Source organism: uncultured Anaerovibrio sp., assembly GCA_902786545.1.
Taxonomy (GTDB): Bacteria; Bacillota; Negativicutes; order Selenomonadales; family Selenomonadaceae; genus Anaerovibrio.
Genome location: CADACU010000020.1, coordinates 13,047 through 27,723 on the forward strand (window position 1 = coordinate 13,047; position 14,677 = coordinate 27,723).

The following is a 14,677-nucleotide window of genomic DNA, read 5'->3' on the forward strand; positions in this document are numbered from 1 at the left end:
AGTGATAATCAAGACATTTAAGGCACCTACACTGAAGGAAGCCATGGCCAATGCCAAGGCTGAATTAGGTGAGGAAGCTGTTTTATTACATCAAAAAGAAACGAAAAAAGGTGGTTTGCTGGGATTTGGTGGCAAATCCATCGTTGAAATAATCGTTGCGGTAGAAGAGGTGCAGGCGCATAAACCGGAACGCTCTGCCACTCCACGCAAGGGGCGGACCAGGAATCCACGGCCAGCAGCTGTGGGGCGGGTACTGTCTCCAAATCAGCCACAGGCGCCTGTGGAACCGCGTGTACCGGTGTCCAATCCAGTTCAGGTGGATACAACCGTGCCACCGGTAGTATCCAGAAAAACAGCTGTATCCCAGTATCAGACTGCCGGTACTCAGCAGAGTGTGGATGATGCCCAGGTGCGGGCTGACATATATGATGCCGGGCAGAATCACCCGTCTTTTAGCGATATTTTGTCATCCCTTGGAACAATCAATAAAGCTGATGATGAAATTTTCGGTCTTGATGCAGCTTTAAGTGATACTGTAGCAACCACGGATGCTGCAGTAAGTGCATCCCGTCCGCCACGGATTATCCGCCCAATGGAAAAGAAGGCAACAACAGTACAGACCAGCCAGCCGGAGGAGGCGCCAAAGACAGTGGCCCAGGCGGAAACAGACCAGGGCACTATTCAGAGTCTGCAAAATGAGCTGGAGGAAATGAAGGAAGCTCTGGCCCGAATGAGTACTGAAAAACATGGCGATGGGGAAATCACCCTGCAGCAGGCTATGCTGGACTGTGATGTGGATGACCGGGTAATCAAGGATATGGTCAGAAAATTGACCGGTTCTGAGATATTGAGCGATAAAAATTCTGATAAGGCCCATAAATCTTTGGAGAAGTATCTGAAGAAAACCGTTCGGGTTGCTTCTGGAATAACCCTATTGTCCAACAAACCAAAAATAGTGGCTTTGATTGGACCAACCGGTGTGGGCAAGACTACCACACTGGCCAAGATTGCTGCTAAGTTTGTTTTGGAAATGCAGGTAAGCACGGCACTTATTACTGCTGATACATATCGCATATCGGCGGTAGAGCAGTTGAAAACCTATTCTGATATTTTAGGCCTGCCGCTGGAGATTGTGTATTCTTCTGATGCATTGCAGCAGGCTATAAAAAAACATTCTGACAAAAAACTTATTTTGATAGATACTGCTGGCCGGAGCCAGTATAACGATTTCCAGATGAAAGAGCTTTGTGACCTCTTATCAGGTGATTCTGATATTGAAAAGCATTTGGTTCTTAGCTCAACTACAAAAAACAGGGATGCCGAGGAAATTTTGGCCAAATTTGGTCCATGTCAGCCTGAGCGGGTGATTTTTACCAAAACAGATGAGACCAGTTCCTTGGGGTTGTTGCTAAATCTTTTGTACAAGCGGAAGATTGCCTTGTCTTATGTGACCAACGGCCAGAGTGTTCCTGATGATATCATACCTGCCAGCTTTGGGAAATTGGCAGATATGCTGCTGAGGTAGATTGACATGAATGATCAGGCAACAAGATTGCGCCGAATGATTGAAGATAAACATGCTGTTAACGGTACCGGATTTGGTACAGGCAACAATAAGATAGGTCAAAGAGCGGGGAAAACCGGTCCAAGAACCATTGCCATTACCAGTGGTAAGGGCGGTGTTGGCAAAACAAATTTGACGGTTAATCTGGCCATAGCCTTAGGCAATATGGGAAAAAGAGTCATAATTATTGACGCCGATATGGGAATGGCCAATGTTGATATTCTTTTGGGGACTACATCAAGGGTCAACCTTATGTCTCTGCTGAATCCGGATGTGGTTCTGGAGGATGTCCTTTTGCGGGGACCTTATGGAGTAAGCTATATTTCCGGTGGCTCCGGACTGGAGCATGCCATGGAAATGACCGTGGCTGAGCGGGAAATTCTGTTCCAAAAGCTGGCTGCCTGTGAGGATTGGGCGGATATTATTCTAATTGATACCGGAGCCGGTATAGGAAATAATGTACTGGACTTTATTGTATCTGCGGATGAGGTGCTTTTGATAACTACTCCTGAGCCTACTGCTTTGACGGATGCCTATGCTGTTATGAAGGGGTACAGCAGCATAGCAGATCAGCCAAATCTCAAGCTTATTGTGAATCGGGTTATTGATGAACCAGAAATTCGTGAAGTTGTTGGAACATTATCTCGGACTGCAGAAAGGTTTTTGAAGATTTCTGTAGAATGTTTAGGGTATATATATGATGATCAGATGATGATTAAATCTGTCAGACAACAGGTGCCGGTAATGGCCGGACATCCTGATGCCATTTCATCCCGTTGTATTGCCTCCATTGCCAGTGGATTGATCAATGGACAGCGGGAAAAAGTAAAATTAGGTTGGCGGGGATTTTTGAAAAAAATATTCAAACCGTCATACTGATAAATTGGGTTATGAGAGGGCAAAATTATGTTAAAGTCAAAAGACAAACCAATTTATGTTAAGGCAGATGCCGTTTTAAAATTGGGGCAGAGAGTGGAAATTTCTCTACCGGGGGATACCCGTGCTTTTGCCAGTAGACTGGAAGATATGCGGGAATCCGCCATTGTATTGGCTATGCCCCTTGATGAAAAAAGACTGCCGGTAGTGATATCACCGGGGAGCCAGTTGACATGCAAGGCATTTGATGGCCGTTGCTATTATCGGTTTGGTGCCACATACAAGGAGCTTATTCACGAAAACATTCAGCTGTGGGTAGTGACTAGGCCGATAGATGTTCAGAAAATTCAATATCGGGATTATGTCCGGGTAAAGACGACTCAACCATTGGTTGTAAGACCGGTTTTGGAGGATGGTACTCTGGAACCGATGGTTTTTACCAGTACTCTGGATTTGAGTGGCGGCGGGGTTTGTTTCGCCATGGATCGGCCTTTGCCAGTGGGTAGCAAGGCAACTGTGGAAATGGATAACATCCCTGGAGTTGGGTTGCTGCAGCTGATGTGCAGGGTTGCCAGATGCATTGAGGTGGATGTAAAGGGAACAAAGGTATATCAGACTGGCGTGGAATTTTTAAATATAAACCGTACGGTGCAGAACAAATTGATAAAGTTTATTTTTGATCTGCAGCGTGACGGATTGGCTAAGGGGATAGATGATTTGTAAGGAGGGGTTCCTATGATTCGGGTCTTGGTCGCAGATGATTCATCGTTTATGCGTAAGGTATTATCAGACTTATTTACTGAAGCCCCTGATTTTGAAGTGGTAGGTACAGCTGCCAACGGGAAGGAAGCTGTAACTCAGGTATTGAAATTAAAACCTGATGTTGTAACCATGGATGTGAATATGCCTGTTATGGATGGTCTGAAGGCCGTGGAAGCCATTATGACGGACTGCCCGACACCGATTATGATGTTCAGCAGTCTTACCAAGGAAGACGCGGATGAGACTGTCAAGGCACTCTCTCTGGGTGCGGTGGATTTCATGTGTAAGGCAGGCGGATCGATTTCAAAAATTGACTCCATAGCCGGGGAAATTTTGGAGAAATGTCGCAATGCTTCCAAGGCAAATGTAAAGAAATTTGGAATAAATAACAATATTCTTGAAAAAAAGCAGGAAGCTGGAAATTTAAAGCGAATAAATATATTAGAGAAGAAGGATTATAATTTATCTGGTAATAACAGTAGCACTGCAACCAGCGCAGCAAGCCGTCTGAGAGGCCTTAGACCTACGGCTGAGCCTGTTTCGCCAGTGTCGGCAAAGTTAAAAAGTCATAGTAGTGCTGCCGACCGTATTGCGAAACGGGAAAATCCGTATTTAAAAATGCGGGCAGCCAACAGTGGACGGAGTGGCAACAAGCTGGTGGTTCTTGGCACTTCCACCGGAGGTCCAAAGGCATTGCAGGCTGTGGTTCCAAAACTGCCGGCAGATATGCCGTGCGGTATGGTTATAGTACAACATATGCCAGCAGGGTTTACCAAATCCTTGGCGGAGAGGCTGGATTATTCCTCTCAGGTTACAGTCAAGGAGGCTGAGGACAACGACCCTATTTTGCCGGGATATGTATATATAGCTCCGGGTAATTATCATCTGGAGATTACAGGCAGTGGTCCTCAAAGGGTGATTTCCTTAAATCAGAAACCGCCTGTAGGCTCCCATCGTCCTGCAGTAGATCCGACTTTTGAGTCTGTGGTACAATATGGTAGTGATGTGGTATCGGTGATACTGACAGGAATGGGGTGCGATGGTTCCGCTGGAATGAAAAAAATCAAAGAGGCCGGAGGATATGTTATAGCAGAATCGAAAGAGTCCTGCGTAGTGTATGGGATGCCGAAGGCCGTTGTGGACGCTGGAATAGCCGATGAGGTTTTGCCTGTTGAGCAGGTGGCGGACGCAATCGTTAATGCAGTTAGAAAATAAGCTAATCAGGGGGAATAGAAATGGAAACAAATCAGTACATGGAAATGTTTTTGGACGAGTCGCGGGAACATTTGCAGTCTCTGAATGACGGCCTGCTCAGTCTGGAAAATGATCCGGAAGATTTGTCCGTATTAAATGAAATCTTCCGTAATGCGCATACGCTGAAGGGCATGTCCGCCACTATGGGGTATACAAAAACAGCTGAACTTACACACGATATGGAGAATTTGCTTGATATGCTCCGTAAGGAACAGCTGAAGGTTAGCTCTGAGATTATAGATGTAATTTTCAAGTGCGTGGATACCTTGCAGGAAATGGTAGAGAATATCGGCAGTGGTGAGTCCGAGGATTTGGTGGATGTATCCGATTTGGTTCGTCAGGTAAATGCCATTGCCAAGGGTGAGTCTCCGAGCGTTGAAGCTCCGGCTGAGGCAGCAGCTCCGGCTGCAGCCGCACCAGCAGGTGGCGGCCCGGCCTTTGAGTTGAGCGAAACTGACCGTACAGTCATGAAGGAAGCCAAGAACAGTGGCTTGGTACCGTTCATTGTACATGTTGAAATTTCCGAGAATTGCCTTTTGAAGTCAGCCCGTTCCTACATGGTAATGAATGCGCTGGATGATATTGGTGATGTCATTAAATCCGTTCCTCCAGCTGAGGATTTGGAACAGGAAAAATTTGACCATAGCTTTGAGGTGGCAGTTGTTACCGATTCTGATGCCAAGGCAGTAGAGAGTGCGGTAGGCGCCATTTCCGAAATTTCCAAGGTAGTTGTTACTGAAATAACTGATTTGGATGCACCAGTTGTTGGTGGCGGTGCAGTACCTGCACCAGCTGAAGCAGCACCGGCTGCTCCGGCAGCACCACCAGCTGCTAAGGCTGAACCACATAAGAAGGATGCCAAAGCGGCTGATCCTAAGAAGGATGCTAAGAAGGCTCATGTAGGTGGACAGTCAGTTCGTGTAGATATTGAAAAACTCGATACATTGATGAATCTGGTAGGAGAGCTGGTTACCAATAAGGTTCGGTTGGAACAGATTGGTATGACTCATAGACTTACTGAACTTACCGAGACCTTGGAGCAGATGGACAGAGTAACCACCGACCTTCAGTCAGTAGTTATGAAGGTCCGCATGGTGCCAGTAAGCCAGGTATTCAACCGGTTCCCTCGTATGGTCCGTGATTTGGCCAAGGAACTGGATAAGGATATCAACCTTACTATCGAGGGTGAGGACACTGAGCTGGACCGTACCGTTATCGACGAGATTGGCGATCCATTGATGCATTTGCTCCGTAACTCCCTTGACCACGGTGTTGAACATCCGGATGAGCGTGAAGCAAAGGGTAAGCCTCGCACTGGTGAGGTTGGCCTCATTGCCCGCCACGAAGGTAACAATGTAGTTATTATGGTTACTGATGATGGGTCTGGTATCAACGCTGACAAGATTCGCAATAAGGCTGTAGAAAAGGGTATGGTAACCCGGGATGAAGCAGATGCTCTGCCAGATGCTGATGCAGTTCGTCTCATCTTCCTGCCAGGCTTCTCCACAGCAGAGACCATCACTGATGTATCCGGCCGTGGCGTAGGTATGGATGTTGTTCGCAGCAAGATTGAGTCCTTGGGTGGTCATGTTGATGTAGAGACCAAGATTGACGAAGGTTCTGTATTTAAGATTAAGCTGCCATTGACTCTGGCTATTATCCAGGCGATGCTGGTTAAGGTACAGAACGAGATGTATGCAATTCCACTTGGTTCCATTGACAGCACAATTAACATTACACCTAATGATATTAAGACCGTACAGAACAAGGAAGTTATTGTTCTTCGTGGTCAGATTATTCCAATCGCCCGTCTGGGTGAAGTCCTCAGTGTGCCTAAGGGCGAAGACAGTGGCGAGGAAGATATTTTCGTAGTAGTTGTTCATGTTGGCGACCATAAGATTGGTATTGTGGTGGATAACCTCATTGGCCAGCAGGAAATAGTTATAAAGACACTTGGCAAGCTTCTGTCTGGTTTGAAGATGCTGGCTGGTGCTACCGTTCTGGGTGATGGTCATGTTGCTATGATCCTGGATGTAAGTGCATTGATGTAATTCACAGAGGAGGGTTGTAAAATGGCTAACACAGACGAACAGGTAGTATCTGAGGGTGAGGTTCAGGTTGTTGCCTTTAAGCTGAGAAACGAAGAATATGGTTTCAGCATCTTAAATGTTCAGGAAATTAAGGGCTTGACTGATATTACCCGAGTTCCATTTGCTCCTGAATTCATAAAAGGTGTAATCAATCTCCGCGGTAGTGTTTTACCGGTTATTGATTTGAAACGCCGTTTGGGTCTCGAGGATACTCCTTATACAGCAAATACCCGGATTGTCATCGTACAGTTCGATGAGGTATCTGTAGGTATGTTGGTAGATGCCGTAACCGAGGTTAGGACTATTGATGCTAATGATATCGATTCTACCCGAGCTGTTACCGGCAGTGATGCTAATGCAAGATTCATTTCTGGTATTGGCAAAGTGGACGGGCGATTGATTATTCAGCTGAATATCAGTGAGATTATTGGTCTGACCGGTGAAGAGTAATTTCTGGATGGGGTGAAAAAATGTCAGATGATGTTGCGAGCTTGTCTGCGGCCCAGATGGATGCGTTACGGGAAATTGGTAATGTAGGTGCGGGTAATTCCGCTACGGCCTTGTCCCAGATAATAAGCAAGCGTATTGATATGAATGTGCCGAGAGTGTCTATTGTACCTCTCGGTGATGTTCCAGATCTGGTTGGTGGACCTGATGTGATGGTTGTTGGAGTTTTCCTTAGAGTATATGGTAAGGCTCCAAGCAATATACTGTTTTTGTTGCCTAAAGAGAGTGCATTCTACTTGGTAGATATGCTTATGGGGAAAAAGCGTGGTGATACGCAGAAGTTGGATTTCCTTGATGAGTCTGCTTTGATGGAGATAGGTAATATCCTTTCTGGCGCGTATCTGAATGCATTATTTAACTTTACCAATATATCATTGCTGCCTTCCATTCCAGCTTTGGCAATGGATATGGCAGGTGCAATCTTGAGTGTAGTATTGATCCAGCTTGGTCAGATGGGTGACCATGCCCTGGTAATCGAGACCGAATTTAAGACCGATGATGAGGGCATTAAGGGTCATTTCTTCCTGGTGCCGGATCCAGGTTCTTTAGAGACAATACTAGCAGCAGTAGGAGTTGAATGATATGCCAGAATTAGTTAAGGTTGGAATGGCTGACATGAAGGTCGGCGCTGCTCCAGCGACATTAATTAGTTATGGACTTGGTTCTTGTATTGGTATATCACTCTATGATCCCCAGCTTAAAGTTGGCGGATTGCTTCATATTATGTTGCCAGACAGTACACAGTCCAGGGCTAATGAAAATAGGGCGAAATTTGCAGATACCGGCATTCCGGATATGCTTGATGAGGTACTCAAGCTGGGGGCTTCCCGGGGAAGACTGGTGGCCAAGATTGCTGGAGGTGCTCAGATGTTTGCCTTTGCTAACGCAACGGATATTATGCGGGTGGGGCAAAGAAATGCGACTGCTGCCAAAGAAATTCTTTCCGGTTTGGGGATTCCAGTAATTGGTGAGGATACCGGCGGAAATTACGGTCGTACAGTATCCATCGATTTATCAACTGGTATTTATATTGTAAAGACCATTGATAAGGGCGAGAAGGAAATATAGTTGGTGATTTGATGTGTTTAAGCTAGGTGCAGCTTTGGTCTTTGCGGCCATAGCAGGTTTAACTGCTATGGTCGCGGGACTGTTATCAGATGCTCGGTTACAGATAGTGCTTGGCCGGGCATTTTGTAGCTTTATAGTTGCAGGTGTTGTAGTATATCTCGGTATCGTTCTTTTTGATCGATTGGGGTATGCTTCCATTATTCATGAGATGGAAGAGAATATGGAAAAGGCGGCTGAGGAAGAGGAAGACCTGAATGGTGATGAGGAGCCGGAAGAAGGCTCTGAAGCGGACTCTGAAGGCATAGCAGAGGACGAAAATGAGGGCTTTGTGCCATTGCAGGCAGATGAATTGCGGCATGTGGCCGAGGAGCCGGTGGAGTAAACTCTTCTAAAGCGATGAATCCGGCTGAGGTGTACTAGTAAGTATATCGACTGAGGCTGAGGAAAATGCAGCACAGTATTGAGGATAAAATAACAGTTAGTTTGCGCAGGAAGTTTGTCGCAAGACAAGGCGTGATGACAAGCCCGATTAAGGTGTACAAGGTCGTACATCGACTGAGGGCGAGGAGGAAACAACACAGTATTGCGGCAAAATTACAGGCAGTTTGCGCAGGAAGTTTGTCGCAAGACAAGGCGTGACGACAAGCCCGATTGAGGTGTACAAGGTCGTACATCGACTGAGGCTGAGGAGAATACAGCACAGTATTGAGGATAAAATAACAGTTAGTTTGCGCAGGAAGTTTGTCGCAAGACAAGGCGTGACGACGAATCCGACTGAGGTGTACAAGCTCGTACACCGACCGAGGATGAGGAGGAAACAACACAGTATTGCGGCAAAATAACAAGCAAAAAGGAGGTGAGATAGATTGCTTACTGAAGCTTTAACTCCTGAAGAAGTTAGAGATCTATGGGTGCTTTACAGTCAGAATAAGGATATAGAAATCAGGAATAAACTGGTAGAGCACTATCTCCCTTTAGTTAATACAATAGCAGGACGGTTGGCTATCAGTCTGCCAAATCATGTTGATACCGATGACCTGAAGGTCAGCGGCTATTTTGGTTTAATGGATGCCATAGACAGATACGATTACAATCGTGGAAATAAATTCGAGACTTATGCCGGTATCAGAATAAGCGGAGCCATGAAGGATGATCTTCGGTCTCGGGATTGGATTTCTGTATCTTTGCGTCAGAAAATAAAAAGATATGAATCGGCAATTATCACTTTGGAGGGAAGTCTCGGTCGGACGCCAACCGATGATGAGCTGGCGGATGAACTGGAAATAAGTGTGGATCAGCTGCACAACTTGGAGCAGCAGGTGAGTGCATCCACCATAATTCCCTTGGGGGAATATATAAAATCAGAAACGGCGGCTACGGCTGTCAACGACCCGACTAAAAGTCTGGAAGCAATAGAGATGAAAGAAACTCTGGCAAAGGCTATTGACCAGCTGTCAGACAAGGAGCGGCTGGTAGTGTCCCTGTATTATCATGAGGAGCTGACTATGAAGGAAATCAGCCAGGTGCTTCATTTATCAGAGGCGCGTATTTGCCAGTTACATACAAAGGCAATTTTCAAATTACGGGGCTTTTTGGCTAACGAAGCAATAGAAATGTGATTCAGATAGATTTTGCAAAATGCAGGGAGGCGTTTTGCAGGTTGTCTCTTGGTGGAGTGAGATAACTGAAGGAGGGCTGTTTATGGATGAGGAAAAGAAATCGGTCTCTGAAGTGGGGAGCAAGGATTCCGGCTATTTGGTGGAATTTCGTGGTGACGGCGTATATTTGACGGTTTTCGATTCTCAGGAACCTGGAATAAAATTTGAATTATCCGATATGCGGCTTATTCTGAAAGAATACAGTGTAGAGGATTATGATTTGGAGCTCCTGGCCAGATTGGTACGGGAGGCTTCCGGAATTCCAACGAAAATTTCCGAAAAATTCACTTTGCCGGCGAATTTTTCCGGTAGCAAAAATGCCAATGTATCTATAGAAATGACAGCCGAAGAGTTGGCAGAAAAGCAGGTGTATGGCAAGGTTTTTATTGATGTGTCCCGTGATAAAATGGAAGCCTTGGCCAGGTTTGAAATAAAGGAAAATGAGTCAATACCTACAGTTGAAATGATCAAGGAAGCATTGGCTCAGAAAAATATAGTTTACGGTATAGATGAAGAAGCGATAAAGGAAGCAGCCGAGAGTGGCAAGCTGACTAAGGTTGCTGTGGGAACACCACCAGAAAACGGACTGGATGCCAAGATTATCCGGAAGTTTGATTTGGGTATCAAAGGGCGCCCGGTTATTGATGAACATGATCGGGTTCATTACAAGGATTTGAATATTTTCTGTCTGGCCAAGAAGGGGCAGCTGTTGGCTGAGCGAATTCCTCATACTACTGGTACGCCTGGAACTAATCTCCATGGTGCACAGGTAAGGCAGAAACCTGGCAAGCCAAAACCGGTGCCGGCAGGCAAGAATACCAGTATCAAGGATGAGAATCTCATTGTGTCGGATATTGATGGACAAATAGTTGATACCGGTTCCAAGATAAGTGTTGACCCGCATCTGGATATTCAGGGGGATGTGGGAATGGCCACAGGCAACATCGATTTTGTTGGCAGTGTTACTGTGGGCGGTAGTGTTCAGCAGGGGTTTGTTTTAAAAGCCACTGGTGATATTGAAATCAATGGGATGATAAGCGGCGCAGATGTTTCCGGTCGTAATATATATGTAAAGGGTGGCGTTCAGGGCATGAACCGGGGCGCTATTCGTGCTGAAGATGATTTTCAGGCTACCTTTGCTGAGAATGCGGATATTGAGGCAGGGGGCAATGTGATTATTACTGATGTGGCTATGCATTCAACTATAAGGGCTGGCCACACGCTGGCAGTAGAAGGCCGTCGGGGGCTTATCAATGGTGGTTTCCTGGCAGCTGGGGAGGAAATTCGGGCTAATACTATTGGTAATTCCATGAATGTAGCCACCCGCCTGACCGTAGGTGTAAATCCTATGATTCAGAAACGCTACCAACAGGTTTTAAAAGAATATAATGATGCAAAAAAGCGTCTTGAACAGGTTACCAAGATGGTCAATACTCTGGGGAAGATTGATATAAGCCAGATGCCGGAGGATAAAGCTGAGCGTATAAATGCGCTTATTCGCTCCCAGTTCCCGCTGGCTGGTTTGGTGGAGCGCAGCGAAAAGACCTTGAAGGAATTGGATGTGGAACTGCAGAAGATGAAGCGTGGCCGAATTCGGGTCAAGGATACCATGTTCCCTGGGGTGAGAATGAGCATAAATTCTATTTTGAAAAATGTTCAGGTAGAGGAAAATCATTGTACCCAGTATGTAGAGGATGACTTTATTAAGATAGGTGCCTATTGATAAAGGAAAGGGGCTGTAGGTATGGATTTTAGCCCAATGAATATAAGAATGGTTGTACCACAGGCTACAGATGTGGGGCAGGTACAGCACAATATCAATCAGCACGGTGCAGTAGTACATGATAACCAGGCCTTGAAGGACCGGGAGGATCAGGAGCGGATTCAAAAGCAGGTCAGAAGCAAGGAAGAAGCTGAGGGTCAGAAGATTCGGGAAAATCCGGATGATGAGCGAGGCAAGGGTGGCTATCATGCCAAGAAACGCCAGAATCCAACTCAGGAGGAGGAAGAAACTCAGGAGCCTGAGCCGGTTAAAATGGCGGTGGACCAATATCGGGGCCACAATATAGATATTAGTTTTTAACGGGAGATTTTGATGACCACTGAGATTTTAGGTTTTTTAATTATAGTTGGAGCGATTATTGTCGTTATCGCCCGTCGACAGATGCAACAGGCGGAAAACGATACGGAAGTGATAGAAGCCTCGGCCGGGCGGTTGCGTTATGAACTGGAGCAGTCGGCAGATGAAATTATCAGCCGTATGGCGGGACACATCGATCATTTGGAGACCTTGCTCCGGGAAGCAGATTATAAGGCTGATTTGTTGGAACGCCGGATGGACGAATTCAAGCAGCTGCAAATGGATGTACAGGCTCAGCGGCAGATAAACATTGGGGAAAATGTTGCTCAGCTGACCGGTAATAGGGATTTGGAAAACTTGCCTGGGGGAGATGAGCACGACGATTTCGCCCAGGCTGATTTGTATGGCGGGGAAAATGACGGATATGAAGACATAACTCAGCCAGAAGCTGAGAACAAAATGTCGGAGATGCAGTTAAAAGCTCTGGAAGCTATCCGAGAGGCCTCTATGGCCTTGGAGGCTGCTCAAAATGAGCTGGGAGTATACGATAACGATACAGATGAAGCTGAGCTTCACAGCAACGAAAAAGCAATACAGCAGACGCCCCAAGATGATGAGGATACCTTTTGGCCAGATGATGAGCCGGTGACGGACAAATTTCCAGAGGAAGAGCCTTATATAGAGGTGGCAGAACCTACTGTTATAGCGACAAAACCAGAACCGGATATCATTTCACCCGAGCGGGTAGTTGGTGTAAATGAAGAAGAAGCCATTCAGAAATACATTAGCCGGGCTACAGGTAATGTGGCGGGAGGCGAGGAGCTGTCTGCTGAGGAAGCTACCATTATAGCCAGAAAGCTGTTGGAGGCAGGCTTTGAACCGGAGGAGGTCGGCAAGCTGACCGGATTGGGCATGGAGGCTGTGCGACTGCTTCAACAGGTGCGTAAATAATGCGAAAATAATTATTTGACATAGAAAAATATTTTTCGTATAATATTCATCGTGAATGGGGGCGTAGCTCAGCTGGGAGAGCACCTGCCTTGCAAGCAGGGGGTCAGGAGTTCGATTCTCCTCGTCTCCACCATATAGCAAACTAAGCCTCAGTGGAAACTGAGGCTTTTTATTTTTAAGGGGAAAAGGGGTATTTTGAAATGAATTTATTGCCGATGATTGTGGCCGGAGTTTTTGCTTTGCTTTGCATAATGGGAGTTATTTATGTAAAGGTCGCTACTCGGGATCAGATGCAGGAAAAGGATGAGGGGATAAAGACCCTTCAGGAGGAAATCAAGAAGCGGGGAACGGAAATCGATGAGCTGGAGGAAGAAATCAAATCACTGGCCCATGCCAAGGAGGTACTGGACTATGTAAAGGTTAAATTCCCGATTATAGGTGATCTGATTGCCAGAGAACATCTGGAGGAAGGTCATGTAAAGCGGGACGAAGGCTACAATGATTACCAGAAGGCTTTGGAGGAGTTCCGTCCGGCAACAGACTATGAAGCGGAAATCCGCAAGCTGAAGGATGAGCTGTATGTGGAAAAAATGGAAGGGGAATATGTAACTGTCTTTCGGAATATTGTTATCCGCAACAGCGACAAGCTTACCGATGAGGTTGTGGTAAACAAAAGCTACAACTACGATAAGTCCATCAAGGGAGATCCGGACAATCCGGCCGGCTTTGATATTGATATTGACATCCTCAAAGGTGATGTAAAGAAATATACCCATAAACTGGGTTAATGAAAAAGGGAGAAAGTGCCAAGGCACTTTCTCCCTTTTAATATTGATTATTATATATGGAAATAATTCATCATTTTCATGGTCAGCTTTTTGGCATCGTCATCCTTGTGTTCCAAAAGGTAGCTTAACGAACCGTAGAAGAAAAAGGAATTGACTGGAAGGTAGCGTTTACGCTTTTTGAAATTACCCCAGTAGATTAGCTTTTCGAATATAGTCATAAAGTCATCTCTGGTGGCCTGATGCTTATTCACCAGCTTTTTTAAGCGAAAATCACTATTGGCATAGTCGTAAATCCTATCAATCAACTCATCCTTGGAAATGGAGGTTTGATCGTAAAAGCCAATAATAAGCTCGTTTATAACATTGTCTCGTTTCATTATTCGTTTCATAGTGAAGAAGAACAAGGCAATCAGGGAAAATAAAACCAGATATGAGATGATGTTTGCCATCAAATAATTTCCTCCTATGTGTCAGTGCACTAATGTTAAGGGGTAGGAATAAATTCAGCCAATATATCGTGATTGGATTCCAAAAGGGAAGCCCGCAATCTTTCCAGCCGGCCTACTACCGGTGCAGCCTTGAGCCTTATCCAAAATCTGAGCATAGGCAGGCGCAGGTTGCCGTAAATTGGTATCCGGCTGAGTTTATACGGGTCATCACCGGCTCGAACATAATCGTAATAAACCGTAAATCCGCCCTTATAGCCGGCTTTTTTGGTTTCGGAAAGCACCTGAGTGTTGAATGAACCGCAAGGATAAGCAATAAACTCACAGAAACGGAAGGTATGCCACTCCACAGCCAGTTTACCACCTACCAGCTGTATGTCCATATCCTGAGTGGAAAGGGGCGTAAGCTCGTAGTGGCTGAGGGTATGACTGCCCATATAGATGTTGTTTGCACTCATTTCATAAACCTGCTGCCAGGTAAGATATTTATCAAACCGGTCCATATAGTCAGACACCAGGAAAATGGTTGCCTTCATATTATATTCCTTTAATATAGGATAAGCATAGGTATAGTTATCCTCATAGCCGTCATCAAAGGTAATCAGAATCGGCTTTGGTGGCAAAGGTGTGTTG

The 14,677-nt window shown here is 45.7% G+C and carries 16 protein-coding genes and 1 tRNA gene; 15 read left to right on the plus strand and 2 right to left on the minus strand.

Translation table 11 applies throughout. The features are described from left to right. The first annotated feature begins 1 nt into the window (after position 1). The 15 genes from flhF to QZV24_RS05625 all read left to right on the plus strand — a co-directional run bounded on the left by flhF (position 2) and on the right by QZV24_RS05625 (position 13,598). Positions 2-1,525 (plus strand): flagellar biosynthesis protein FlhF, encoded by a 1,524-nt coding sequence (gene flhF / locus QZV24_RS05555; protein ID WP_294521272.1) that lies wholly within the window; start codon positions 2-4, stop codon positions 1,523-1,525. Positions 1,526-1,531: 6 nt separating this feature from the next. Next, the gene (locus tag QZV24_RS05560) at positions 1,532-2,443 is read left to right on the plus strand and encodes a MinD/ParA family protein (RefSeq protein ID WP_294521275.1); all 912 of its coding nucleotides are present in this window, start codon (positions 1,532-1,534) and stop codon (positions 2,441-2,443) included. A gap of 27 nt (positions 2,444-2,470) precedes the next feature. Next, positions 2,471-3,163, plus strand: a complete 693-nt coding sequence (locus tag QZV24_RS05565) for a flagellar brake protein (RefSeq protein ID WP_294521278.1) — start codon at positions 2,471-2,473, stop codon at positions 3,161-3,163. A 12-nt stretch (positions 3,164-3,175) separates the two neighbouring features. After that, positions 3,176-4,417, plus strand: a complete 1,242-nt coding sequence (locus tag QZV24_RS05570) for a chemotaxis response regulator protein-glutamate methylesterase (RefSeq protein WP_294521281.1) — start codon at positions 3,176-3,178, stop codon at positions 4,415-4,417. Between the two features lie 20 nt (positions 4,418-4,437). Then, complete coding sequence (locus QZV24_RS05575; RefSeq protein WP_294521284.1) at positions 4,438-6,507, plus strand: chemotaxis protein CheA; 2,070 nt, start codon at positions 4,438-4,440, stop codon at positions 6,505-6,507. Positions 6,508-6,528: 21 nt separating this feature from the next. Beyond that, positions 6,529-6,996 (plus strand): chemotaxis protein CheW, encoded by a 468-nt coding sequence (locus tag QZV24_RS05580; protein WP_290655718.1) that lies wholly within the window; start codon positions 6,529-6,531, stop codon positions 6,994-6,996. Positions 6,997-7,016: 20 nt separating this feature from the next. After that, a complete protein-coding gene (locus QZV24_RS05585; RefSeq protein ID WP_290655717.1) occupies positions 7,017-7,634 on the plus strand; it encodes a chemotaxis protein CheC in 618 nt (205 codons plus the stop codon). Position 7,635: 1 nt separating this feature from the next. Next, the gene (locus QZV24_RS05590) at positions 7,636-8,121 is read left to right on the plus strand and encodes a chemotaxis protein CheD (protein ID WP_290655716.1); all 486 of its coding nucleotides are present in this window, start codon (positions 7,636-7,638) and stop codon (positions 8,119-8,121) included. 13 nt (positions 8,122-8,134) lie between these two features. Then, positions 8,135-8,503, plus strand: a complete 369-nt coding sequence (locus QZV24_RS05595; protein WP_294521290.1) for a hypothetical protein — start codon at positions 8,135-8,137, stop codon at positions 8,501-8,503. Between the two features lie 484 nt (positions 8,504-8,987). Beyond that, positions 8,988-9,740 carry a sigma-70 family RNA polymerase sigma factor gene (locus tag QZV24_RS05600; protein WP_294521293.1) on the plus strand — a complete coding sequence of 251 codons (753 nt, stop codon included), beginning with the start codon at positions 8,988-8,990 and terminating at the stop codon, positions 9,738-9,740. 82 nt (positions 9,741-9,822) lie between these two features. Beyond that, entirely contained in the window at positions 9,823-11,502 is a 1,680-nt protein-coding gene (locus tag QZV24_RS05605; protein WP_294521296.1) for a DUF342 domain-containing protein, read from the plus strand. Positions 11,503-11,523: 21 nt separating this feature from the next. After that, positions 11,524-11,862, plus strand: a complete 339-nt coding sequence (locus tag QZV24_RS05610; protein ID WP_294521300.1) for a hypothetical protein — start codon at positions 11,524-11,526, stop codon at positions 11,860-11,862. 12 nt (positions 11,863-11,874) lie between these two features. Continuing rightward, entirely contained in the window at positions 11,875-12,810 is a 936-nt protein-coding gene (locus QZV24_RS05615; protein WP_294521305.1) for a hypothetical protein, read from the plus strand. 57 nt (positions 12,811-12,867) lie between these two features. Further along, positions 12,868-12,943 (plus strand) — tRNA-Ala (locus tag QZV24_RS05620). Between the two features lie 67 nt (positions 12,944-13,010). Then, a complete protein-coding gene (locus QZV24_RS05625) occupies positions 13,011-13,598 on the plus strand; it encodes a hypothetical protein (RefSeq protein ID WP_294521308.1) in 588 nt (195 codons plus the stop codon). A gap of 50 nt (positions 13,599-13,648) precedes the next feature. Here the strand turns inward: QZV24_RS05625 and QZV24_RS05630 are convergent, their stop codons facing one another. Together QZV24_RS05630 and QZV24_RS05635 are read right to left on the minus strand one after the other, a co-directional pair. After that, positions 13,649-14,047: a hypothetical protein gene (locus QZV24_RS05630; RefSeq protein ID WP_294521312.1), complete on the minus strand. Its 399-nt coding sequence runs from the start codon at positions 14,045-14,047 to the stop codon at positions 13,649-13,651. Positions 14,048-14,082: 35 nt separating this feature from the next. Then, the coding region (locus QZV24_RS05635; RefSeq protein WP_294521316.1) for a polysaccharide deacetylase family protein at positions 14,083-14,677 on the minus strand (595 nt) is incomplete at its 5' end.

Excerpts from the sequence above, each read along its gene's own strand:
- QZV24_RS05580 (WP_290655718.1), top strand. The coding sequence starts at position 6,529 with ATGGCTAACACAGACGAACAGGTAGTATCTGAGGGTGAGGTTCAGGTT.
- QZV24_RS05570 (WP_294521281.1), top strand. The coding sequence starts at position 3,176 with ATGATTCGGGTCTTGGTCGCAGATGATTCATCGTTTATGCGTAAGGTA.
- QZV24_RS05590 (WP_290655716.1), top strand. The coding sequence starts at position 7,636 with ATGCCAGAATTAGTTAAGGTTGGAATGGCTGACATGAAGGTCGGCGCT.
- QZV24_RS05605 (WP_294521296.1), top strand. The coding sequence starts at position 9,823 with ATGGATGAGGAAAAGAAATCGGTCTCTGAAGTGGGGAGCAAGGATTCC.
- QZV24_RS05575 (WP_294521284.1), top strand. The coding sequence starts at position 4,438 with ATGGAAACAAATCAGTACATGGAAATGTTTTTGGACGAGTCGCGGGAA.
- QZV24_RS05585 (WP_290655717.1), top strand. The coding sequence starts at position 7,017 with ATGTCAGATGATGTTGCGAGCTTGTCTGCGGCCCAGATGGATGCGTTA.
- QZV24_RS05625 (WP_294521308.1), top strand. The coding sequence starts at position 13,011 with ATGAATTTATTGCCGATGATTGTGGCCGGAGTTTTTGCTTTGCTTTGC.
- QZV24_RS05615 (WP_294521305.1), top strand. The coding sequence starts at position 11,875 with ATGACCACTGAGATTTTAGGTTTTTTAATTATAGTTGGAGCGATTATT.
- QZV24_RS05630 (WP_294521312.1), bottom strand. The coding sequence starts at position 14,047 with ATGGCAAACATCATCTCATATCTGGTTTTATTTTCCCTGATTGCCTTG.
- QZV24_RS05610 (WP_294521300.1), top strand. The coding sequence starts at position 11,524 with ATGGATTTTAGCCCAATGAATATAAGAATGGTTGTACCACAGGCTACA.
- QZV24_RS05560 (WP_294521275.1), top strand. The coding sequence starts at position 1,532 with ATGAATGATCAGGCAACAAGATTGCGCCGAATGATTGAAGATAAACAT.
- QZV24_RS05565 (WP_294521278.1), top strand. The coding sequence starts at position 2,471 with ATGTTAAAGTCAAAAGACAAACCAATTTATGTTAAGGCAGATGCCGTT.